Annotated in this window: 18 protein-coding genes; 7 read left to right on the top strand and 11 right to left on the bottom strand. The window is 63.2% G+C overall.

Translation table 11 applies throughout. The features are described from left to right. Position 1: 1 nt before the first annotated feature. On the bottom strand, positions 2-1,168 hold the full coding sequence (gene argJ / locus QRN42_RS15550) for a bifunctional glutamate N-acetyltransferase/amino-acid acetyltransferase ArgJ (RefSeq protein ID WP_284980047.1): 1,167 nt from the start codon (positions 1,166-1,168) through the stop codon (positions 2-4). Beyond that, entirely contained in the window at positions 1,165-2,208 is a 1,044-nt protein-coding gene (argC, locus tag QRN42_RS15545; RefSeq protein WP_284980046.1) for an N-acetyl-gamma-glutamyl-phosphate reductase, read from the bottom strand. Before argC ends, argJ begins: the two co-directional genes overlap by 4 nt. Before the next feature lie 162 nt (positions 2,209-2,370). On the opposite strand from argC, the gene QRN42_RS15540 reads away from it, so the two are divergent. The 4 genes from QRN42_RS15540 (at position 2,371) to QRN42_RS15525 (ending at position 9,914) form a co-directional block, all read left to right on the top strand. After that, complete coding sequence (locus QRN42_RS15540) at positions 2,371-3,459, top strand: fatty acid desaturase family protein (protein WP_284980066.1); 1,089 nt, start codon at positions 2,371-2,373, stop codon at positions 3,457-3,459. An 81-nt stretch (positions 3,460-3,540) separates the two neighbouring features. Further along, positions 3,541-4,506 (top strand): quinone oxidoreductase family protein, encoded by a 966-nt coding sequence (locus tag QRN42_RS15535; protein ID WP_284980045.1) that lies wholly within the window; start codon positions 3,541-3,543, stop codon positions 4,504-4,506. A 92-nt stretch (positions 4,507-4,598) separates the two neighbouring features. Then, positions 4,599-8,567, top strand: coding sequence for a Pls/PosA family non-ribosomal peptide synthetase (locus QRN42_RS15530; RefSeq protein WP_284980044.1), 3,969 nt, complete (start codon positions 4,599-4,601; stop codon positions 8,565-8,567). Positions 8,568-8,579: 12 nt separating this feature from the next. After that, complete coding sequence (locus QRN42_RS15525; RefSeq protein WP_284980043.1) at positions 8,580-9,914, top strand: M1 family metallopeptidase; 1,335 nt, start codon at positions 8,580-8,582, stop codon at positions 9,912-9,914. A 4-nt stretch (positions 9,915-9,918) separates the two neighbouring features. On the opposite strand, the gene QRN42_RS15520 is transcribed toward QRN42_RS15525, so the two are convergent. The 3 genes from QRN42_RS15520 to pheS form a co-directional block, all read right to left on the bottom strand. Further along, the gene (locus tag QRN42_RS15520) at positions 9,919-10,554 is read right to left on the bottom strand and encodes a 4'-phosphopantetheinyl transferase family protein (protein WP_284980042.1); all 636 of its coding nucleotides are present in this window, start codon (positions 10,552-10,554) and stop codon (positions 9,919-9,921) included. 96 nt (positions 10,555-10,650) lie between these two features. Then, positions 10,651-13,194: a phenylalanine--tRNA ligase subunit beta gene (gene pheT / locus QRN42_RS15515; RefSeq protein WP_284980041.1), complete on the bottom strand. Its 2,544-nt coding sequence runs from the start codon at positions 13,192-13,194 to the stop codon at positions 10,651-10,653. Positions 13,195-13,196: 2 nt separating this feature from the next. Beyond that, positions 13,197-14,258, bottom strand: a complete 1,062-nt coding sequence (pheS, locus tag QRN42_RS15510) for a phenylalanine--tRNA ligase subunit alpha (protein WP_284980039.1) — start codon at positions 14,256-14,258, stop codon at positions 13,197-13,199. A gap of 220 nt (positions 14,259-14,478) precedes the next feature. Here pheS and QRN42_RS15505 point away from each other — a divergent pair, with 220 nt between their 5' ends. Next, positions 14,479-15,597 (top strand): Rv2578c family radical SAM protein, encoded by a 1,119-nt coding sequence (locus tag QRN42_RS15505; RefSeq protein WP_284980038.1) that lies wholly within the window; start codon positions 14,479-14,481, stop codon positions 15,595-15,597. Positions 15,598-15,646: 49 nt separating this feature from the next. Here the strand turns inward: QRN42_RS15505 and QRN42_RS15500 are convergent, their stop codons facing one another. Beyond that, entirely contained in the window at positions 15,647-16,081 is a 435-nt protein-coding gene (locus QRN42_RS15500; RefSeq protein ID WP_284980037.1) for a (deoxy)nucleoside triphosphate pyrophosphohydrolase, read from the bottom strand. A 133-nt stretch (positions 16,082-16,214) separates the two neighbouring features. On the opposite strand from QRN42_RS15500, the gene QRN42_RS15495 reads away from it, so the two are divergent. Continuing rightward, the gene (locus tag QRN42_RS15495; RefSeq protein ID WP_284980036.1) at positions 16,215-17,423 is read left to right on the top strand and encodes an MFS transporter; all 1,209 of its coding nucleotides are present in this window, start codon (positions 16,215-16,217) and stop codon (positions 17,421-17,423) included. A 4-nt stretch (positions 17,424-17,427) separates the two neighbouring features. On the opposite strand, the gene QRN42_RS15490 is transcribed toward QRN42_RS15495, so the two are convergent. The 5 genes from QRN42_RS15490 to infC all read right to left on the bottom strand — a co-directional run bounded on the left by QRN42_RS15490 (position 17,428) and on the right by infC (position 21,587). Continuing rightward, a complete protein-coding gene (locus QRN42_RS15490) occupies positions 17,428-18,354 on the bottom strand; it encodes a cation diffusion facilitator family transporter (protein WP_284980034.1) in 927 nt (308 codons plus the stop codon). 116 nt (positions 18,355-18,470) lie between these two features. Beyond that, positions 18,471-19,382 (bottom strand): TrmH family RNA methyltransferase, encoded by a 912-nt coding sequence (locus tag QRN42_RS15485; protein ID WP_284980033.1) that lies wholly within the window; start codon positions 19,380-19,382, stop codon positions 18,471-18,473. Positions 19,383-19,407: 25 nt separating this feature from the next. After that, a complete protein-coding gene (gene rplT, locus QRN42_RS15480; protein ID WP_284976630.1) occupies positions 19,408-20,085 on the bottom strand; it encodes a 50S ribosomal protein L20, sunset domain variant in 678 nt (225 codons plus the stop codon). 118 nt (positions 20,086-20,203) lie between these two features. Further along, entirely contained in the window at positions 20,204-20,398 is a 195-nt protein-coding gene (gene rpmI / locus QRN42_RS15475) for a 50S ribosomal protein L35 (RefSeq protein WP_059387794.1), read from the bottom strand. A gap of 118 nt (positions 20,399-20,516) precedes the next feature. Next, positions 20,517-21,587 carry a translation initiation factor IF-3 gene (gene infC / locus QRN42_RS15470; protein ID WP_502869515.1) on the bottom strand — a complete coding sequence of 357 codons (1,071 nt, stop codon included), beginning with the start codon at positions 21,585-21,587 and terminating at the stop codon, positions 20,517-20,519. Between the two features lie 396 nt (positions 21,588-21,983). Here infC and QRN42_RS15465 point away from each other — a divergent pair, with 396 nt between their 5' ends. Then, positions 21,984-22,382: a DUF1844 domain-containing protein gene (locus QRN42_RS15465; protein WP_284980032.1), complete on the top strand. Its 399-nt coding sequence runs from the start codon at positions 21,984-21,986 to the stop codon at positions 22,380-22,382. Positions 22,383-22,405 lie beyond the last annotated feature (23 nt).

Genomic DNA, 22,405 nt, shown 5'->3' with positions numbered 1-22,405 from the left:
CTCAGCTCGAGTACGCGCTGTTCTCATGCACGTAATCGTGCGTGAGGTCATTGGTCCAGATCGTGGCCTCGGCGTCGCCGGCGTTAAGGTCGATTTCCACCAGCACTTCACGGGGTTCGAGGTCCACCAGGTTGCGATCATCTCCGATCGCGCCGTTGCGGCAGATCTGTACGCCGTTCATGGCGACGTTGAGTTGATCGGCTTCAAAGACGGCGTCCGTGGTGCCCACAGCCGAGAGAACGCGACCCCAGTTGGGATCCTTGCCGAAGATGGCTGCCTTGAAGAGGTTTGAACGGGCCACGGCCCGGCTGACGATTTCCGCGTCGCGTTCACTGGCCGCGTTGAAAGTGCGGATAGCGATATCGTGGCTGGCCCCTTCTGCGTCGCCGATGAGCTTGCGAGCCAGTTCGGCGCACACCTGCGTGATTCCTTCGCCCAGCTTTTCCGTGGACGGCAGTGCCTCGGACGCGCCCGAAGACAGGAGCACCACTGTGTCATTGGTGGACATGCAGCCATCGGAGTCAGCGCGATCGAACGTGACGCGCGTGGCGTCGCGGAGCACGACGTCGAGCTCGTCAGCCGGGACCTGCGCATCGGTGGTGAGCACCACCAGCATCGTTGCCAGGCCCGGCGCCAACATGCCGGCACCCTTGGCGATGCCACCAACGGTGAACTGCTTGCCTTCAGCATCGGTTCCCGTGAAGACGGCTTCCTTTGAGACGCTGTCCGTGGTCATGATCGCAGTCGCCGCAGCAGAACCGCCGTCGTCGGACAGCTCACCGAACGCGGCCTCGACGCCCGGAAGAATCTTGTCCATGGGAAGTTGCTCGCCGATCAGGCCGGTGGAGCACACCACGACGTCGGAAGCTGAGACTCCCAGCACCTCCGCCACCTTCTCGGCGGTGGCGTGGGTGTTCTGGAAACCCTGCGGACCGGTGCAGGCGTTGGCGCCGCCGGAGTTCAGGACCACAGCGTCCACCCGGCCATCGCTGACCACTTGCCTCGACCAATGCACGGGGGCGGCGGCTACGCGGTTGGACGTGAAGACCGCGGCAGCGGCCTTGGAGGGTCCGTCGTTGACCACCAGGGCCAGATCGGGGTTGCCGGAGGCTTTGATGCCGGCTTTGATGCCTGCGGCACGGAATCCTTTGGGGGCGGTAATGGTCACGGTGCAACTCCCTGCAGGTTCAGGCCGGCGGTTTCATCCAGGCCGAGGGCAATGTTCATGGACTGCACGGCGCCGCCGGCGGTCCCCTTGGTGAGATTATCGATAGCGCACGTGACGATCACGCGGCCGGTGTGCTGATCGAACGCCAACTGCATGACCGCATGGTTTGACCCCTGCACCGACTTGGTGGTGGGCCACTGACCCTCGGGCAAAAGGTGCACGAACGGCTCGTCATCGTAAGCATCTGCCCACGCTTGGCGAAGTTCGGCTTCGCTGACACTGCGTCCTGCCTGGGACCGCACTTTGGCCGTCGCCGTGGTGAGGATACCCCTGCTCATCGGAGCCAGTGTGGGGGTGAACGAGACAGTGACCTGCTCCCCTGCCGCATTGGAAAGGCCCTGTTCAATCTCCGGAGTGTGCCGGTGTCCCCCGCCCACTCCGTACGGGCTCATGGAACCCATGACTTCGGATCCGATCAGGTTGACTTTCGCGGCCTTGCCGGCACCTGAGGTACCCGAGGCGGAAACAATGACAACATCATCCGGTTGAAGGATCCCCGAGGCGAATCCCGGCGCCAAGGCCAGCAAGGCCGACGTCGGGTAGCAGCCCGGAACAGCGATGCGGTTGGCGCCCTTGAGCGCATCCCGCTGCCCGGGGAGCTCCGGCAAGCCATAGGGCCACGTGCCCGCGTGCGCGGAACCATAGAACTTTTCCCACGCTGCGGGATCCTGCAAGCGGTGGTCCGCGCCGGCGTCGATGACCAGGGTGCCTTCCGGCAACTGGGCCGCGATCTCCGCTGAGGTGCCGTGTGGGAGTGCAAGGAACACCACATCATGACCGGAAAGGTTCTCAACCGTGGTGTCTTCCAGGATCCGGCTCGACAAACCGTGGAGATGCGGCTGCAACTCACCTAGTCTGGAACCAGCGTTGCTGTGCGCTGTAATGGCACCGATGGTGACATCCGGGTGCCCGGCCAGCAGACGAAGCACTTCCCCACCGGCGTAGCCGCTGGCGCCGGAAACGGCAACAGAAATAGTCATGAGTTCACTATACAGCAAACATATTCATGCCGTCCGATATTTATGCATTCGCCTTGGGCTGCCTATATGACGGGATAGCACGTATGCTTAGTGAAGGGTGATCAAGACCGTGCAGTCCGAACGTCGGCTGCAACGTTGCCCGTTAGCGATACGGGGCAACTCTTGCCACCCACCTCCACTTCCGAGCGCACTCCACCCCGCGGCATTCAGCCAAATCCTGTGGTCAAAAGCTATTCCGAACTCCTCAAAAGCGTGAAATCAGCGGGCCTTCTTGAACGGCGAAGCGGATTCTACGTCTGGGTATTCGCGGCGCTCGTCCTGCTCATGGCCGGTACCTGGCTTGGTTTCTCCCTCTTGGGGGAATCGTGGTACCAACTCCTCATAGCCGCCGCCGTCGGCATTCTTTGCACCCAACTCAGCTTCCTGGCACACGAGGCGGGGCACAAGCAGATCTTCGCTTCCCGCCGTGCCAACGATTGGTCCGCCAGGCTCCTGGCAACTGCCGTTGCGGGGATCAGCTACTCCTGGTGGGAACAAAAACACGGCGCCCATCATAACAACCCCAACGTGATCTCCAAAGATCCTGACATCAAGAACAACCTCTTGGTCTTCCATGCGGATGCTGCGGCCGAACGCAAAGGTCGGCTGGCGTTCCTCACCAAGAAGCAGGGTTGGTTCTTTTTCCCGCTGCTGACGCTGCTGGGGTTGAGTTTGCAGTTCGACTCCCTCCGCTTCGTCTTTGGAAAGCAAACCATGCGCTATCGCTGGGTGGAGTCTCCCATCTTGATTGCCCGGCTTGTGGCTTTGCCGCTGCTGGCCTTCTCATTCCTGCCCCTCGGCATGGCCTTCGCCTTCCTTGGCGTGCAGATCATGGTTTACGGCTTTTACATGGGCGCCTCGTTCGCGCCCAACCACAAAGGGATGCCGGTCCTGCCGAAGGACAGCCGCGTGGACTTCCTTAGCCGCCAAGTCCTCACCTCCCGCAACATCTCGGGCGGGCGGTTCATGGACTTCCTCCTGGGCGGGCTGAACCGGCAGGTGGAGCACCACCTTTTTCCGGATATGGCCAGGCCCCAACTTCATCGGGCGTCGGGAATCGTCCGTGAATTCTGCGCGGCGCACTCCATTCCGTACACCGAAACCACTTTGGTGAAGTCTTACGGGATCGTAGTCAGCTACCTCAACGAGGTCGGCTTGGCCGCGGGCCGCGGTTTCGACTGTCCGGTGGCCTCGACGCACGGACGCTTCTAGTTTTCGACGCCGGGGCCGCCAACATCCCTAGGATGGATGGAGGAACCGGGAGGAGAGACCGCCCGGCCGGGAGGAGCCACTATGACGCACGCGATCGTTGCAGGCCAAGCCGGAGGACCTGACGTCCTCACCTACACAGAGGTGGAGCCCCCCGTTCCAGGGCCGGGCCAGCTGCTGATCAAGGTGGCAGCGGTGGGCGTGAACTTTATTGACACCTACCAGCGCAGCGGAATCTACAAGGTGGAGTACCCCTTCACCCCTGGGGCCGAGGCCGCCGGCACTGTGGACGCTGTGGGAGAAGGCGTCGAAGAATTCTCCGTAGGTGACCGGGTGGCCACGGCCGAAGGCATCCGGACCTACGCTGAATACGCCCTCGTCGATGCCAGCAAGGCACTGCCTGTACCGGACGGCGTCGATGACCATACAGCGGCGGCGCTCCCCCTCCAGGGAATCACAGCCCATTACCTGATGAATTCCTCTTTCCGCGTGGAACCAGGGCACAACGTCCTTCTGCATGCCGGAGCCGGCGGAGTTGGCTTGCTGCTGACCCAGCTCTTGAAAGCGCGGGGAGCCCGCGTCATCACCACAGTGTCCTCGGATGAGAAGGCCGACCTTTCCAAGCTTGCCGGCGCCGACGACGTACTCCGCTACGAGGGATTCGCCGACAAAGTCCGTGAACTTACCGACGGCGAGGGCGTGCACGTGGTCTATGACGGCGTCGGCAAAGACACGTTCGACGACTCGTTGAAGAGCCTCCGCATCCGCGGAGCCATGGTGCTCTTCGGTGCCGCGTCAGGCCCAGTGCCCCCTGTGGACCCCCAGCGCCTGAACGCAGGCGGTTCCCTGACACTGACCAGGCCCACCATGGCCCACTTCGTGCAGAATTCCCAAGAGCGCCGGTGGCGCTCAGCTGATATTTTCGACGCCGCGGCCCATGGCACCCTCGCCGTGCGGGTTGGTGCAACCTATCCGCTCGCGGAAGCAGCCCAAGCGCATAAGGACTTGGAAGGACGCCTCACCACCGGAAAAGTCCTCTTGCTCCCCTGATGGGCATGGCAGGCGAAAACCTGCACGACACGGTGTGATGACCCATATCCGTCCGACACCTCCCGTTCACCTTCCTGGGGAAAGATGGGGCCGTGAGCACTGACCATCCGGTGGCGGCCGGGCCCGCCGCTGCCCTGACCACGTCACGTCCCCAACTGCCGGGAAGCGGCGCTGCCCCTGACGAACGTACGTTGGTGGACATCCTGGAGGAGACAGCTGCGTCTTTTCCGGAGTCTTCGGCCTTGGACGACGGCCAGGAATCGCTGAGCTATCACGAACTAATGCTGGCAGTGCGCACCTTCGCGGGCACGTTGAACTCCCTGGGCCTTGGCCGGGGAGACAAGATCGGCGTCAGGATCCCCTCCGGGACCAATGAGCTGTACATCGCTATCTTGGGGACTCTCACCGCGGGCGCCGCCTACGTTCCGGTCGACGCCGACGATCCCGAAGAGCGTGCGCGGTTGGTCTTCGGGGAAGCGAAGGTCGCGGCCGTGGTCGGCGCGGGACTTGATGTCCAGCTGCGCGCTGAACCGAGGGAACCCCGGCACGGCGTTCCGGCACCTGGCGCACCCGGGTTGGAGGACGACTCGTGGATCATCTTCACCTCCGGTTCCACCGGAACGCCCAAGGGCGTGGCCGTGAAACACCGCTCCGCGGCGGCGTTCGTCGACGCTGAAGCCCGCATCTTCCTCCAATCCGATCCCATAGGACCACAGGACCGGGTCCTTGCCGGCCTGTCGGTAGCCTTCGATGCTTCGTGCGAAGAAATGTGGCTGGCGTGGCGGCACGGTGCCTGCCTGGTCCCTGCCCCGCGTGCTTTGGTACGTACAGGCATGGATCTGGGGCCGTGGCTCATCAACCACGGCATCACCGTAGTGTCCACTGTTCCCACTCTTGCCGCCCTCTGGCCCATTGAGGCACTCGAGAACGTGCGGCTCCTCATTTTCGGCGGGGAAACGTGCCCTCCCGAACTTGCCCAGCGACTTGCGGTGGACGGCCGCGAAGTGTGGAACACGTACGGGCCCACGGAAGCTACGGTGGTTGCGTGCGCTGCGCCCTTGGGCGGACCGGGCCCCGTTCGGATCGGCCTGCCACTGGACGGATGGGACCTCGCCGTCGTCAATTCCGACGGCTTGCCGGTGGCCGAAGGTGAGGTTGGCGAGCTCATTATCGGCGGCGTCGGGCTGGCCCGGTACCTGGATCCGGCCAAAGACGCGGAAAAGTACGCGCCCATGCCCACCTTCGGTTGGGACCGGGCCTACCGTTCGGGCGACCTCGTGCGCTTCGAGGTTGACGGACTGATCTTCATGGGCCGGGCGGATGAGCAGGTCAAACTGGGTGGTCGGCGTATTGAGCTCGGTGAGGTGGATGCAGCGTTGCAGTCCCTCCCCGGCGTGGCCGGCGCTGCTGCCGCAGTCCAAACGACGGCGGCGGGGAACCAGATCCTGGTCGGCTACTTGGCTCCGGCCGAGGGAGTCGAGCTTGACTTGGATATTGCGCGGGCGCAGCTGGGCGGCAGCCTACCTGCAGCGCTGGTTCCCCTGCTCACCATCGTGGACTCGCTGCCCACCAAGACCAGCGGCAAAGTGGACCGCCGTGCATTGCCCTGGCCGCTGGCAGGCGCCGGTGCCGCGCAAGCCCGCGAAGCCGCGCTGAACCTTCCCCCCGATGCTGTCTGGGTAGTGGAGCAATGGGAATCCGTCCTAGGGAGTCCCGTGGGATCCTTGGATGCGGACTTCTTCGCCTACGGTGGCGGATCATTGGCCGCCGCCCAGCTGGTTTCTGCGCTCCGGCTCCGCTATCCCACCATCACAGTGGCAGACATTTACGCGACCCCGCGCATTGGGGCACTGATAGACACTGCCCGCCAATCACTTCCCGAGGGCGGCACCGCCGGTCCCGCGCCGGAACGCACCGTCCGGCCCACTGCTCTGAAATCGCAAATCTTCCAAGTCCTCATGGGCGTCCCGCTCCACATCCTGGTCGGGATGCGCTGGCTGACCTTCCTCATGGCCATCAACAAACTGCTGGCGGCCTACGCCGGCTTCACGGCGACGCCAACTGTTTCCTGGTGGTGGATCGCGGCCTCATGGCTCTTGTTTGTGAGTCCCTTGGGACGCATGGGCATCTCCGTCGTCGCTGCCAGGGCGTTGTTGGGCAACAGGGTAAAGCCCGGGACTTATCCGAGATCGGGCAGGATGCACTTGCGGCTATGGCTGGCGGAGCAGATCCAGGATCTCGCTGGTGCCATCGGATTGGCGAGCGCGCCGTTCGTCCCGTACTACGCCCGCGCACTCGGCGCGAAAATCGGCAAGGACGTGCATCTGCACTCCCTCCCACCGGTGACAGGCCTGCTATCCCTGGGAACCGGTGCCAACATCGAGCCGGAGGTGGACCTCTCCGGCTGGTGGGTGGACGGAGACTCTGTCCACATCGGCCAAATACATGTAGGTGCCGGTGCAGTTGTGGGTTCCAGGAGCACGCTGATGCCAGGGGCAACCATCGGCGCAGGTGCCCACGTTGAACCAGGCTCTGCGGTGCTGGGTAAGGTCAAGGCGGGTCACCTGGTGGCCGGCTCTCCTGCTGCCAGGCGCGGGAAAGCGAAACACGATTGGCCTGAGGCCACCTCGCACAGCAGCGCCGTGGACCGCCTTTGGCTAACCGCCTTCGCAGCCGCCTCGGCGCTCCTTGCCCTGATTCCCTACCTCTCAGCATTGCTCGCGGCTCTTTTGGTCTTGGCGTTTATCCGGAACCATGACTCGTTGGAATCAGCGATTCCCCAGATCATCATGTCCGTCCCCCTGGCCGCAGTGGTGTGGTTCTTGGGCAACTTGCTCCTGATCCTCGCCACCGCCAGGCTCCTCGGGCTTGGGCTAACGGAGGGTTACCACCGGGTCAGGAGCCGTATCGGTTGGCAGGTCTGGGCAACCGAACGGCTCTTGGACATGGCCCGGGACCTGCTCTTTCCGATCTACGCCAGCCTGTTCACGCCCTTATGGTTGCGCATGCTGGGCGCGAAGGTCGGAAAGAACGTCGAGGCCTCCACTGTGCTGCTGGTCCCCCGCATGACCACAATCGGCGACGGCGCGTTCCTCGCCGATGACACCATGGTGGCGTCCTATGAACTTGGTGGCGGCTGGATGAAAATCGCACCGGCAAAGATCGGGAAACGCTCATTCCTCGGCAATTCCGGGATGATCGCCGGCGGCCGAAATGTTCCCAAAAACTCCTTGGTGGCAGTACTGTCCGCGACTCCTGCGAAGGCAAAGTCCGGCACCTCATGGCTGGGCAGCCCGCCGGTCAGGTTGCGCCGCACCGTCGTCGGCGCCGACCAGGCGCGCACCTTCCAACCGCCGCTTAAGCTCAAGTTGGCGAGGGCGCTTTGGGAACTGTGCCGTTTGGTGCCGGTGATCCTCACGGTGGGCATCGCCGTCGGCGTCATGCTCGTCCTCGACTGGATAGCCCGCGAGTGGGGGTACTGGGCGGCAGCGCTCTTGGGCGGGGTCGTGTTGCTCGCCGCCGGCGCCGTGGCGGCCCTGAGTTCCATCGTTGCGAAGTGGGTTTTGGTGGGCACTATCCGCGCCGGTGAACACCCGCTGTGGAGTTCGTTCATTTGGCGCAACGAAGTCGTGGACACATTCATCGAGATGGTCAGCGCCCCCTGGTTTGCCCGCTCCGCGGCGGGAACTCCGGCATTGGTGTGGTGGCTGCGTGGTCTCGGGGCCACGATTGGACGCGGTACCTGGTGCGAGAGCTATTGGCTTCCTGAGGCCGACCTCGTTGAATTAGGTGAAAACTCCACCGTCAACAGGGGGTGCGTCGTCCAGACCCACCTGTTCCACGACCGCGTGATGAGCCTGGACTCCGTCACGCTCGGTAAGGGTGCCACGATGGGCCCGCATGGCGTGATCCTCCCTGCGGCCAGTATCGGCGACGGCGGCACCGTGGGTCCGGCGTCGTTGGTGATGCGAGGCGAAACGGTTCCCGCCGGAACCTACTGGATGGGGAATCCGGTGAGCCCTTGGGTGGGTCCGTCTGCACAGGCTCCCCGTCTCAAGTAGATTGGGCAGACCATGACCCACCCCACCAGCTCTCCCCCGAACCCAGCGGACCCCTACACCTTGAACCATGGCAGTACCAGTTATCGCGTCGATCGGTACGAACTGGATCTCGATGTGAGGCTGGGCTCCAACAGGCTGATCGGCAAGGCGGTCCTGCTGTGCACTGCCCTGGAGCCCCTGCGGCAGGTCGTCTTGGATCTGGTGGGATTGCGGGCCAGCAAAATTCAACTGGACGGCAAGAAGCTCCAGAAGTTCAACCACCGCGCCGAACACCTGGTACTCACCCCCGCCTCCACCTTGAAACCGGGCCAGCAGTTCACGCTCGAGATCCGCTATGAGGGTAACCCGAAACCGCGAAGGGGGCTGTGGGGGGATGTGGGCTGGGAAGAATTGACCGACGGCGTGCTGGTGGCCGGACAGCCCAACGGCGCCGCCTCGTGGTTTCCCTGCAACGACCATCCCCGCAGCAAGTCGAGCTTCCTGATTTCGGTTACCACGGATGAGAACTACCGCCCCGTGTGCAATGGGCGGCTTGTGTCCAGGTCCCGCAAGTCCAGCCGCGAGACCTGGGTTTATGAGCACGCCGAGCCCATGGCCACCTACCTGGCAACAGTCCAAATCGGCCGCTACCTCATGGTTTCGCTCAACCGCGACGATCACCATCACCGTGTTCCCCAATTCGCGGCCGTCACGCCTGACCTTGCAGACGCCGCGCGCAGGGGCTTGGGCCGCCAGCCGGACATGATGCGGACGTTTGAGGACTGCTTTGGACCATACCCTTTCGCCGATTACACCTCTGTGGTGACCGAGGATGAGCTCGAAATTCCACTCGAAGCACAGACGCTGTCCATATTTGGCCGCAACCACCTGAGTGAGGCGTGGGAGGCGCAGCGCCTGATCGCCCACGAACTCTCCCACCAATGGTTTGGAAACTCGCTGACTGTCACCACTTGGAAGGACATCTGGCTCCACGAAGGATTCGCCTGCTACGCGGAATGGTTGTGGTCCGAGGAATCCAGGACCATGACCGTCGCCGACCGCGCGTCGGCGGCGTGGAAGAAGCTCGACGCCGGACCCCAGGACCTTCTGGTCGGCGACCCCGGCCCGGAGCTGATGTTTGACGATCGCGTCTACAAGCGCGGAGCCTTGGCTGTCCATGCCCTGCGGGTTGCTGCCGGCGATATAGCCTTCTTCAGTTTCCTTCAGCACTGGACCGGCGCCAACCGCCATGGCTCGATTTCAAGCGAAATGCTGGTGGAAGCTGCGGATGCGTTTATCCCGGGATTCGATGCTGCTGCGGTGCTGCGGCCATGGCTTTACGAAGCCGCGCTGCCACCCCTGCGCTAAGTGCTCAACCCAGTGCGAATGCCGCCACAAGTCCGCCCGGTAGGTCCGCGCCGCCGAGGTCGGACAGGCTATTGAGCTCGGACAGGCCGTCTAGGTCGGACAGGCCTGCCAGGTCCTGGACATCCACTTCTGCGGGGTTATGCCGCAGCCCTTCCCCCGTCATTTTCAGCCACGCCTCCTTGCGCGCCCACAAGCGTGCGCGCTCGACGGCCCGTTGCACGTCAGGCACCGTCAGCAGATACCGTTGCTCGTTTTCGGTCAGGGCAACGTTATCGAAGCCGTCGAAGTCAACCCTAGCTACCGTTTCAAGGTCCACTCCCAGGCGGAGGCCCTCGGGCGGATGCACGACGCCGGCGAGTAGCACCCAGCCCGACGCCCGGGAGGCGCTGAGCGCCAGAGGTGCGGGGCCGCCGTCGAGCGTGAAACCGGGGCGGCCGTGGTCTCGGCCGGGACCGCACTGCGGACAGTCGTAAGCGGGGACCAGCCTTGTGGGTTCCACATCGAGGAGCGACCCGGCAAATTCTTGGAGGGAGATCCGGCCGGCGACAAACCCATCCCGGTCCGCAGGGTTGGCGAACCGGGACGCACGCTGGTAAGCCGGCTCCCCCAGCGCCTCGGGGATGTCATCTGGAAGGGGCACGCCACCGAGGCGGCGAAGCGCAAACACCGGCACAACACCCTCCCTCAGATCCCCGGGACCAATGGCCCCGGGGATCTTTGCCCTACTCGAGAAATATCAGCGCTGAATAGCCCCAAATCGCTCCGCGGCGACAGCCACTGCTGCCGCGCGGGCGTCGGAAGCCTCGTCAGCGGTCAGCGTGCGGTCCTCGGCACGGAAACGCAGCCCGAAAGCGAGCGATTTCTTCCCGTCCTCAATGCCCGGTCCAACGTACACGTCGAACAGTGCAACGTCCTCGAGGAGCTCCCCAGCGCCTTCACGCAGCGCGGCCAGCACCTCATCCGCGGGCACACCTTCGGGAACCACCAAGGCGACGTCCTGCGTCGCAACGGGGAACCCTGAGATGTGCTTGGCAACGATCACGTCAGCGGCCGCCTCGAACAGAGCCTCTGCATTGACCTCAAGAGCCACGGAGCGAGCCGGCATGTCGTGGGATGCGAGGAGCTTCGGGTGAAGCTCGCCCGCGTAACCCACCACGTCACCGTTTCGCAGCGCAAGCTGGGCGGCACGACCCGGGTGGAAGGCTTGATGGCTGCCTTGGCTTACAACCAGCTCGACCCCCAGGACGTCGGCCATGATCCGGGCAACGTCGATGGCATCGGCCCAGTCCCACGCACGCGGCTTGTGAGTCGCCGCGGCTGGGGAATCATGGCCGGTCAGGAGGGCGCCGATGTGAAGCGGCTGGTGGGGGACGCCGTCGTACAGTTCATCAAGAACCTCATCCGTGGGCTTGACGCCCAGCGGCGGGATGGACCCGGTACCGAGCTTCTCGCCGGGGAGAAAGACCGAACCGGCCTCATACAGCGCGAGGTCCCGGAATCCGCGCGAGTGGTTTCGGCGGGCAACCTCGATGAGCCCGGGCAGGATGGAGGTCCGAAGGTATCCGTGCTCCTCGCTGATCGGGTTGGCCAGCTTCAGGGCCGGACGGGCCTGGCCCTCCACGGCAACACCGAAGGTGTCGTTTGCCGCCTTCGTAACGAAGGGGTAGGACAGCACCTCGGTCAGGCCGGCGTCCGCGAGCGCCTGGACGACCCGCCGCTTTTGCTGCTGGGTGCGGCTGAGACCGCGCCCAGGAGGGGCCACCGGCAAGGTGGCCGGGATCATGTCGTAACCGACCAAGCGGGCGATCTCCTCGGAGAGGTCGTCCTTGGTCTCGAGGTCATTGCGCCAGCTCGGAGCCGTGACCAGGTAGCCGGGGCCGCCCTTCTCAACCACTGCACCCAAGTCCTGGAGCGAGGTGGTGATCTGCTCCTCGCTGAAGTCGATGCCGATCCGCGCGGACGGGTAACCAGCCGGCAGCTCAATGGTGACGGCATCCGGCGCGGTCCCGACGTCGGTCCCGTTCTCGTCTGCGGTGCCACCAGCCAACTCCACCAAAAGGTCGACGACGCGCTGGGCCGCGATCCCGGCGATGTGCCAGTCCACGCCACGTTCGAAGCGCTTGGAGGCCTCTGAGGGGAGCTTGTGGCGCCGGCGGGAACGGGCAATGGATACCTCGTCGAAGTGTGCCGCTTCCACCAGGATGTTCGTGGTGGAGTCCGAGACTTCAGTGTGCGCGCCGCCCATGACGCCAGCGATGCCGATGGCTCCGGAGTGGTCCGTGATCAGCAGGTCCTCGGCGTCGAGCTTGCGTTCCTTGTCATCGAGTGTGGTGATCTTCTCACCCGCGACGGCGCGGCGGACCACGATGTCGCCGGTCAGCTTGTCGAGGTCGTAGCAGTGGTTCGGTTGTCCGAGCTCAAGCATGACGTAGTTGGAGATGTCCACGGGCAGCGAAATCGACCGCACGCCGGCAAGACGCAGCCGCGCGGCCATCCATGGCGGGGTGGGCCGTGAAGGGTCCACTCCACGGACGGTTCGCGCCACGAAGCGGTCACAACCTTGCTTGCCGTAGATCGGGGCGTCGTCGTTGAGCTTCACTCCGTAACCACCGTGCAGTGAAGCAGGTGCGGTGACCCGCGATGCGGGATCCACGAACGACGTTCCGGTGGCGTGGGCGTACTCACGCGCGACGCCGCGGATGGAGAACGCGTATCCCCGGTCAGGGGTGACGTTGATCTCTGCGGCTTGGTCATACAAGCCCAGGAGTTCCATCGCGTCGGTGCCCACCTCGGGATCGAGACCAATGCGGGAAAGCACCAAAATGCCATCATGGTCATCGCCGATACCGAGTTCACGGACGGAGGCGATCATGCCGGCGGACAGGTGCCCGTACGTCTTCCGAGCCGAGATCTGGAAGTTTCCAGGCAGGACTGCTCCGGGAAGGGTGACCACAACTTTGTCACCTTCAACGAAGTTGTGCGCACCGCAGATGATGCCCTGCACGCCGGAAGGATCGATGCCCTTACCGCTGAGCGTCTGCTCCTGTCCTTCAGGCACGACGCGGACTTGGCACCAGTTGATGGTCTTGCCATTGGACTGGGGTTCCTTAACCAAGCTCAACACCTGGCCGACGACGATCGGACCGCTGAGTTCGTTCGTGGGACGGTGGACGTCCTCCTCTTCGAAACCGACCCTTACCAGGTCCGCCATGACGTCTTCGGCCGTTGCATCTGCCGGAACCTGCGCGAATTCACGCAACCAGGAAAGTGGGATACGCACTGTTAGATCTCCATCCCGAAGTGCTCGCTGAAACGTACATCGCCTTCGATCATGTCGCGCATGTCGCCGACCTCATTGCGGAACATAAGCGTCCGCTCAATGCCCATGCCGAAGGCAAAACCTGAATAGATATCCGGATCAATACCTGCCGCCCGCAGGACGTTGGAGTTGACCATGCCGCAGCCACCCCACTCGATCCAGCGCGGCCCGCCCTTGGCGCCCGGGTGCCAGATGTCCAGCTCGGCGGAGGGTTCCGTGAACGGGAAGTAGTTGGGGCGAAGCCGAATAGAAGCTTCGTCACCGAACATCTGGCGTGCGAAGTGCTCCAGCGTGCCGCGTAGATCAGCCATGCTGAGGTTCTTGTCGATAGCGAGTCCCTCGAACTGGTGGAACACCGGCGTGTGGGTTGCATCGAGTTCATCGGTGCGGAACACCTTGCCTGGGCACAGCACGTAAATGGGCACGTCCCGCTCCAACATGGAGCGAACCTGCACCGGGGAGGTGTGCGTGCGCATCACCAGATGCGCCTCAGGCGGCTCCACGAAGAATGTGTCCTGCATTTCACGCGCCGGGTGATCAGGCTTGAAGTTCAGCGCGTCGAAGTTGAACCACTCGGATTCCACCTCGGGACCTTCGGCAATTTCCCAACCCATCCCGACGAAGATGTCCGAGACACGGTCCTGCAAGGTCGACAACGGGTGCCGGGCACCGGCACGACGACGACGAGGCGCTGCCGTGACGTCGACGGTTTCCTCCACCAGGATGCGGGCGTCATTCTCCGCTTCGAGCACCTGGGTACGGGCTGCGAGCGCTTGGTTGACACGCCCACGGGAGGAGCCCATGAGCTTGCCTGCGGCTGCCTTGTGCTCCTTGGCCAGCGAGCCAATTTCACGGTTGGCCAGGCTGAGGGGCGACTTCTCACCCGTGTGCGCGAGGCGGACGGCCTTGAGTTCTTCAAGGGAGGACGCGGCGGCAATTGCTGCGACGGCATCCTCGACGGCGGCGGTGATGGCGGCTTCGTCCAGCGGATTGGGGCTGGCAGCGCCTGGCAAAGTGTCAGTCATCTACTGTTCTTAGCTACGAGTAGGGAGCGGCCGGCAAGCCAGCCTGCAAAACGAAAAGGTAGCGCTCACCGGGTACGGCGGGCACTACCCCACAGTCTAGTAGAACGCCACAGTGGTGATTCGCCGGGGCCGACGGCGCTGCGGAGGCCGCTGCCCAAATGTGGGCGACGCCGATGTGAACGCCTTGACATTCATTCGAACATACATTCGAATAGGGGTTATGAGATGGGACGCGCAAGCACTTTCACCCGCACGTGGAACGGCACGTGAAAACGGCGGCGGGCTTCCGGGCCTTGCCCCGGCTTTGGACGCCCTGCTACCGCTGTCCGGGCTTGTGCGTTCCATCTCAACACCTGAATTCTCCGGAGTCACCTTCCATGAGGTCACCGCAAAGTCAGTGCTCAACAAGGTGCCGCCCGGTTCCAACATGCCGTTCGAATGGACGGTGAACCCTTACCGGGGCTGCAGCCACGCGTGCGTCTACTGCTTCGCACGCAAGACCCACACCTATCTGGAGTTCGACGCCGGGCGTGATTTCGATTCCCAGGTGGTGGTCAAGATCAACGCCGCGGAGGTGCTGACCCGTGAACTCGCCAAGGCTTCCTGGGCCCGGCATCAGGTAGCGCTTGGCACCAACACCGACCCGTACCAGCGCGCCGAGGGCCGGTACGCCTTGATGCCCGGAATCATCAGGGCACTCGCAGATTCGGGGACACCGTTTTCCATCTTGACCAAGGGCACCCTCCTGGCTCGCGATATTCCGCTGCTCAAGCACGCGGCGACGCAGGTTCCGGTTGACCTTGGCATCTCCTTGGCCATGACCAATGAGGACCTCGCGGAACTCATCGAGCCCGGCACCCCCTCCCCCAGGGCGCGCCTCAAACTTATCGCCCGCCTTCGCGATGCCGGTTTGGGATGCGGAGTCATGGCTATGCCCATATTGCCGTGGCTCACCGATTCGGACGCGGCCCTTGATTCCTTATTCAGCGAACTGGCCAAGGCCGGCGCTACGGGGGTCACTGCAGGAGCCTTGTACCTCAAGCCTGGAACACGCGAGTGGTACATGAAATGGCTCGCGGAGCAGCACCCGGAGTTGGTGGGGAAATATCGTCGCCTCTACGGCCAAGGCTCATACGCGTCCAAGGAATACCGCACGTGGCTGTCCCACAGAGTCAATCACTTCAAGGCAAAGTACGGGTTCACGGCCACCCAAGGCTTCAGCCATCGGAACGCCCGGGCTGCCGGTCGCACCCGGCAAGGGACCGATTCCATGCCCGGAACAACTCCGCTGGGGCCGGGAGCAGGGGCTCCCCTCAACGGTCAACAGCCGCTGTTCTGAGGCCCAGCAGGCATACCGCCCTAAATCACCGCGGCCTAAGCGGCCGCGCCTAAGCTAATGCGCTCACGTGGTCCAGCAACTCCATGACGATCGGCAGGTCGGCAGGAATCCAGCTGAGCCCAAGCACCTGCGCAGGATCACCCACGGTGACCCACCGCAGTTCATCATGATCTTCCAGGGGCCGTGGTTCGCCGACAACGAGCTCAGCGAACCAGACACGCATCACGGCCCGATCATTCAGCCGCCAACCGTGCTCCTCTCCGGAGGCCAATTCCGTCCCGAGCCGCACCTCAACGCCCAACTCTTCGGCCAGCTCACGGTGAAGTGCTGCCTCCGGCGACTCCCCGGCTTCCACTTTGCCGCCCGGAAACTCCCACATCCCGGCGAATTGCGGAGGTGCGGTACGGCGCGCGGCCAAGAGTCGGGTCGGGGCATCCAAGGAGTCGACGACGGCGGCGCCCACCACATGTATCAGTGCAGTCACCGCAACAGTCTAGGGCCACTGCGAACCATGGGCCTTGTCACAAAGCCGCCCTTTACTCCAACGACGGGACTAGACTAGTAATCGGATTTTCTCCGCTCTCCCAGCCGGTCCGGCGCCCTCCAGAAACAGGTCTATGACTACCACTGTGTCCCCCTCCACCGTCGCCACGCGGGCAAAACGCCACCTTGGCTTGGCCATCGTGGCCTTGGCCACGGGCGGGTTCGCCATTGGAACCACAGAGTTCGCCATGATGGGACTTTTGAAGGAGATAGAAGGCGGCCTGCACATCAGCACACCTGAAGCCGGCAACCTGATTTCCGCATATGCCCTCGGCGTAGTCATCGGAGCGCCGGTGTTCGCGGCCGTCGGGGCGAAACTTCCCCGGAAACACTTGGCGCTGGGCCTGATGCTCTTCCTTTCGTTGGCGAACCTGTCCTCTTTCATAGCCCCTGACTATGGCCTCATGCTCTTCTCACGCTTTGCCTCCGGTCTCCCACACGGGGCTTTCTTCGGCGTGGCAGCAGTGATAGCCGCCGGCTTGGTCGCCCCCACCAAACGGGGCTGGGCGATCTCCATGGTCATGGCAGGCCTGACGGTCTCCAACGTGATCGGCGTGCCAGTGGCTACCTGGGTTGGCCAGACCTTCGGCTGGCGGCTGCTGTTCATCATCGTCGGCGCGATCGGGCTCCTGACCGTCGTCCTGATCTGGAAGTTCGTTCCCTTTGAAGCCGCGCATCCTGAAGCCAGCATCCGGCGCGAGCTCGGCGCCCTCAAACGCCTCCAAGTGTGGCTGGCGCTCCTGATCGGCATCATTGGTTTCGGCGGTTTCTTCGCCGTTTACACCTACATAGCTCACACGATGACCTCCGTGGCCGGCATCCCGGAAAGCCTCCTTCCCGCCGTCGTTGCCCTTTATGGACTCGGAATGGTTGCAGGCAACATCATTGGCGGGCGGATCGCAGACAAATCCGTCATGGGCACCATCTACTGGGTGATGCCCGGAATCGCAGCAGCCCTTGTGGTCTACGCGATCTCCGCCCACTGGGCGCCGGCAGCTTTCTGCATGGCGTTCGTTGTTGGCGGCACCGGCTCGATGCTCACACCAGCACTGCAAACCAGGCTTTTGGACGCAGCCCCCGGCGCCGCGTCCTTGGCATCTTCGCTGAACCACTCGGCCCTGAACGTTGCCAACGCCTTGGGAGCGTTCCTGGGCGGGACAGTCATCGCGTGGGGCTGGGGGTACACCGCTCCGGCCCTCGTAGGCGCCGTACTGGCCATGCTCGGCCTCGCCGTTGCGGTGATCAGTGGCCTGCTTGAGCGCCGGAGACCACTGGTCAGCTGATGGGCTAAGCCTGTTCCAGCTTCGCCCGCTCAAGGTCGGGCTCCAGGTAGATCACCCGCGCGATCGGGACAGCCGTCCGGATCCGCCGTTCGGCGTCGTCTATTGCCTGGGCAATTTCCCGGCCGGTGTCGGCCGCGCCGATACTGATCTTTGCCGCTACCAGCAGCTCCTCCGGCCCCAGGTGCATGGTCTTGAGGTGGATGATGCCTGTTCCGTCGGCCTCCAGTGCGGCAGTAATCCGAAGAACATCTTCCCGCGTGGCCGACTCGCCAAGGAGCAGGGACTTGGTCTCGAGGGCCAAGATCACTGCGATACAGACCAACAGCAAGCCGATCATGCCTGTGCCAACAGCATCCCAAACGCCGTTTCCCGTGACCAGCGTCATGCCAACGCCGAACAGGGCAAACACCAAGCCAATAAGGGCCCCGAAGTCCTCAAGCAGGATGACGGGGAGCTCAGGCTGCTTGGCGTTGCGCACGAACTTGACCCAGGTTTGTTTACCGCGGGTCTGATTCGATTCCTTGATGGCGGTCCGGAACGAAAATCCCTCGGCAATGATGGCGCCCACCAAAACAACCAGCGGAACCCACCAAAAATCGCCCTCTATGCCGTGCGGGTGCAGGAATTTCTCGTACGCCTCGTACAGGGCAAACAAGCCGCCAACACTGAAGAGCACTATGGAAACGATGAACGCGTAGATGTAGCGTTCCCGGCCGTAGCCGAACGGGTGCTCGGGGCTGGCAGCCCGCTTGGACCGCTTGCCGCCAACGAGCAGCAGAACCTGGTTGCCCGAATCGGCCACGGAGTGGATAGCCTCAGCCAGCATGGACGAGGACGTCGTGAGGAAGAACGCGAGGAACTTCAGCACAGCGATGGCGAGGTTAGCCGCCAGTGCCGCCACGATTGCCTTGCTACCGCCACCTGCAGCCATGAAAGCCCCACCTTTTCACATACTGGAAAGTTCAAAACCGGAAAGAATCTGATGTGTCCAAGAAGAGTCGCCATTGGCTGTTCTTGCAAGCAATACCGTACCGGCCGGGGCACGGTTTACATATTTGGGACTCTGGCACCCTGCTGCGATCGGGCACTTGCATAGAGGCAAACAGTGGCAGCCGTTCCCACGTTCAAGCTTTCCGCGGCACCATATACCGGCACCGCCACACGGTGGTCCGCCAGTGCCAATTCGGCCTCGGACAAACCTTGGGCTTCATTGCCGAAGAGCCACGCTGTGGGCCTTTCCAAAGCGTAAGGGGACTCAACGGAAGCTTGCCCGAGCCGGCGGGCAGCGTTCTCGTCCTGCAGCCGGTCCAGGTCCAGTGTTCCGTAGCCATCGGCTGCAAGGATCCCGATTCCGAGCCCTTTGCAGCGCGCCACCACGTCTTCGACGTCGGCGCCCAGGACCACCGGCAGGTGAAAAAGCGAACCGGCCGTTGAACGGACGGCTTTTGGATTGTAGATGTCCACGCTGGAGCCCGTCAGGACCACGGCATCCGCACCAGCGGCGTCAGCAGCACGCAGGACTGTCCCGGCGTTGCCGGGGTCGCGCACCTGGCACATCACAGCGATAAGCCGGGGCCCGGCGTCGAGCACTGAATCCAGGCTCACGTCCACAAAACTGCAGACGGCCACTATCCCCTGCGGATTGACGGTGTCCGCCATGGCGGCCAGAACCTCGTCGGTGGCGAGCCGCAGCAGTGTCCCCTCGGCAAGGTCGGCAAGTTCGGGTAGGCGGTCCAGGCACGCGGCACTTGCGAATACTTCATGCACGACGCCGGGACCACCACGGGCGGTACGCTCACGGTGCAGGGTCAGCGCCTCGCGAACAGCCTGCGGCCCCTCAGCGAGGAAACGCCCACGCTTTAAACGGGCCGGGCGCCCGGCAAGCTTTGCGACATCCCTCACCCGATCAGCTCGGGGGTTGGTCATCGGAAAGTCTTGCGGGCGCCCGGTTTGGTTCATATAAGAACTTTAGTGGCAGTTGCGACTAGTTCTTGATCTGCTGGCGGGCTTCGCCGCCGGCCGGCTCGAAGCCAGCAGCCTTTGCAGCCTCAACGGTGGAGAACCAGTACTCAGCAGCCGTGGTGTTGTACCAGGTGGAACCCGGAACGTGGTACTTCTTGGACTCGGCGTTGCCCTTGATGGCGTGGCCTTCCGGAGCTTCGTCGCCGTCAGCGGCAATAGCGCCATCGATGGCCGGCTTCTCGGTGACAACAGCCTTGACAGCAGTAGCCGTAGCGGCAGCCGGAGCAACCTTTGCAGCCTTGGGAGCTGCAACCTCAGCCTTGGCGGCAGGAGCAGACGTGTCAGACGGCAGGGCAGCCTTTGCAACGTTCACCAGAGCGGCAAACGCGTTGGCGTCAGAGACAGCCAACTCGGCCAGCATACGGCGGTCAACCTCAACCTCAGCGGCCTTCAGGCCCTGGATCAGGCGGTTGTAGGTGAGGCCGTTGGCGCGGGATGCAGCGTTGATGCGCTGGATCCAGAGGCGACGGAAGTCACCCTTCTTCTTACGGCGGTCGCCGTAGCTGTACACAAACGAGTGCAGCAGCTGCTCTTTGGCCTTACGGTACAAGCGCGAGCGCTGACCGCGGTAACCCTTTGCGCGTTCGAGGATAACCCGGCGCTTCTTGTGGGCGTTTACCGCCCGCTTCACACGTGCCACGTGCGTACTCCTTCAGAAATCTTTATCCCAAGCTGCTACTGCCGGGAATCCGGCCGGCCTGAGAAGGCTTTTGGTGTAGTTGGTTGCTGCCGGTTGGCATCAACCAATGACTTGGAACTTAGACGCCGAGCATCTTCTTGATGACCTTGGCATCGCCCTTGAAGACGATCTTGTCGCCGGCGAGGCGACGGGTCAGCGTGGAGGACTTGTGCTCCAGGTAGTGACGGCGGTTGGCCTGCTGACGCTTCAGCTTGCCGGTACCGGTCAGCTTGAAGCGCTTCTTGGCACCGCTGTGGGTCTTCATCTTCGGCATGGGAACCGATCTCCTTACGTAATCCACGGACGAGTCCGCGATTCTTTCGTGCAGCCGGCCTCTAGGGGCCTGCGTGCTGGTTGCTTGCCGGAGGAGGCCATGCCTCCAAGGCGTCGAACTAGGTGGTCTTGCGTGATGCCGGCTTCGGGGCAGCTTTGGGAGCTGCCGGACGTGCCGCCGGCTTCGGGGCAGCCGGCTTGGCGACCGGCTTCGGAGCCGCAGGAACTGCAGGCTTCGGAGTTGCCGGTACCGCCGGCTTTGCTGCAGCCGGAGCTGCCTTGGTGACCGGAGCTTCCTTGGCAGCCGGAGCTGCCTTGGCGACCGGGGCTTCCTTGGCAGCAGCAGGAGCCTCTTGTGCAACAGGAGCCTCTTCAACTACCGGGGCTTCCTTGGCAGCAGGTGCTTCGGGCGTTGCCGGAACTTCCTCTGCCGGAACCTCTTCAGCTACGGCAACCGCTTCAACCTCGGGGGCTTCCTCTGCTGCCGCCTCGACTGCCGGAGCCTCGTCCGTTTCCGGGGTCAGCTCTTCAGTCGCGTCCACAGCATCCTGAGTCGACTCGTCGTCGCTGGTCAGGAAACCTGCCGGAAGAAGGTCACCGAGGGACTGCGTCAGCGGAGCCTGGTCACCGGTCGTGTCCACACGCCCAGCAGCCTTGGCTTCGTTCTCGGCCTTGGCTTCAGCGCGCTGCACAGCACGGCGGGCTTCAGCCTTGGCTTCTGCCTTGTTCTTCAGCGGGCCAACCACCATAACCATGTTGCGGCCATCGATGCGCGGGCTGGACTCTACGATCCCAACCTCTGCAACATCTTCAGCGAAGCGCTGCAGCAAGCGGATGCCCATCTCGGGACGCTGCTGTTCGCGGCCACGGAACTGGATCATGGCCTTGACCTTGTCACCGGCGCCGAGGAAGCGAAGGGCATGTCCACGCTTGGTTTCGTAGTCGTGCTTGTCGATCTTCAAGCGGAAACGGATTTCCTTAAGAACCGTGTTGGTCTGGTTCTTGCGGGCCTCACGGGCTTTCACAGCGGCTTCGTACTTGTACTTGCCGAAGTCCATCAACTTGCAAACAGGAGGTTTAGCCTGCGGGGCAACTTCAACGAGATCGAGATCGGATTCGGCAGCAAGACGCAAAGCATCTTCGATGCGGACAATTCCTACCTGTTCGCCGGCAGGGCCGACCAGCCGCACCTCGGGGACGCGGATACGCTCATTGATTCTTGGCTCGCTAATGTTAAAGCTCCTGTGGTTGTGGTGATTATCACCGGCAAATAGAGAAGGCCTCCAATTGCTGGGTGCAATCGAAGGCCTCAAGGATCGGATGCGCTCCGCGGTGGGAGCACGCAGTTTGGGAGGTCAAACCACCCGAACTGCCCGACCAGTACCCGGCAACCTCTTGTCCCGTCAAAGGGATCTTGTCCCCGAGGGGAACGGCTGACGCGGGTGGGAGAGAACTCCGCTTGCAAACTGAAAGTCAATTCTACAGAAATAACCCGCCATGCGCACATTTCACGCGGCGGGAAGATTGACTGCTGGCCAACATCTGCAAATAACGACTTCCAGTTGGTCTGTGACAAGCTTACCAGTATGAGTACTGAAGACAGCAATTCCCGCAACTCCTTTGGCGGCGACGCCACCTCCGCCGCTGACGCCGGGGTAGCCCAGCAGATCCGCGACATCGCCGAGGTCCCGGCTGTGGAAGTCATTACCACCGGCGCGGTCCACCTCATGAGTGCCGCGGCCGTGAAGGTCGGCCTTGCTGACGATCCGAACGCTGAAGACCTCAAAGATCTCGACGAAGCACGTAAGTTGATCACTGCACTGGCCGGCCTGGTATCGGCCGCCGCCCCGGAAATTGGCTCGCAGCACGCCGGTCCGTTGCGTGACGGACTGCGCTCCCTGCAATTGGCCTTCCGCGAGGCGTCGATCATCCCCGATGCACCGGGCAAGGGCCCGGGCGAGAAGTTCACTGGACCGGTGAACTAGCCAGCCGAAAGAACAGATCGGCT

The organism is Arthrobacter sp. fls2-241-R2A-200 (assembly GCF_030209745.1).
Lineage (GTDB): Bacteria > Actinomycetota > Actinomycetes > Actinomycetales > Micrococcaceae > Arthrobacter.
Note: the sequence above shows the minus strand (reverse complement) of the source record. Positions and strands in the feature narration are given on the sequence as shown.

Coding starts and splice junctions, on each gene's coding strand:
- argC (WP_284980046.1), bottom strand. CDS start 2,208: ATGACTATTTCTGTTGCCGTTTCCGGCGCCAGCGGCTACGCCGGTGGG.
- QRN42_RS15535 (WP_284980045.1), top strand. CDS start 3,541: ATGACGCACGCGATCGTTGCAGGCCAAGCCGGAGGACCTGACGTCCTC.
- QRN42_RS15525 (WP_284980043.1), top strand. CDS start 8,580: ATGACCCACCCCACCAGCTCTCCCCCGAACCCAGCGGACCCCTACACC.
- pheS (WP_284980039.1), bottom strand. CDS start 14,258: ATGACTGACACTTTGCCAGGCGCTGCCAGCCCCAATCCGCTGGACGAA.
- QRN42_RS15505 (WP_284980038.1), top strand. CDS start 14,479: ATGAGATGGGACGCGCAAGCACTTTCACCCGCACGTGGAACGGCACGT.
- QRN42_RS15495 (WP_284980036.1), top strand. CDS start 16,215: ATGACTACCACTGTGTCCCCCTCCACCGTCGCCACGCGGGCAAAACGC.
- QRN42_RS15490 (WP_284980034.1), bottom strand. CDS start 18,354: ATGGCTGCAGGTGGCGGTAGCAAGGCAATCGTGGCGGCACTGGCGGCT.
- QRN42_RS15485 (WP_284980033.1), bottom strand. CDS start 19,382: ATGAACCAAACCGGGCGCCCGCAAGACTTTCCGATGACCAACCCCCGA.
- rpmI (WP_059387794.1), bottom strand. CDS start 20,398: ATGCCGAAGATGAAGACCCACAGCGGTGCCAAGAAGCGCTTCAAGCTG.
- QRN42_RS15465 (WP_284980032.1), top strand. CDS start 21,984: ATGAGTACTGAAGACAGCAATTCCCGCAACTCCTTTGGCGGCGACGCC.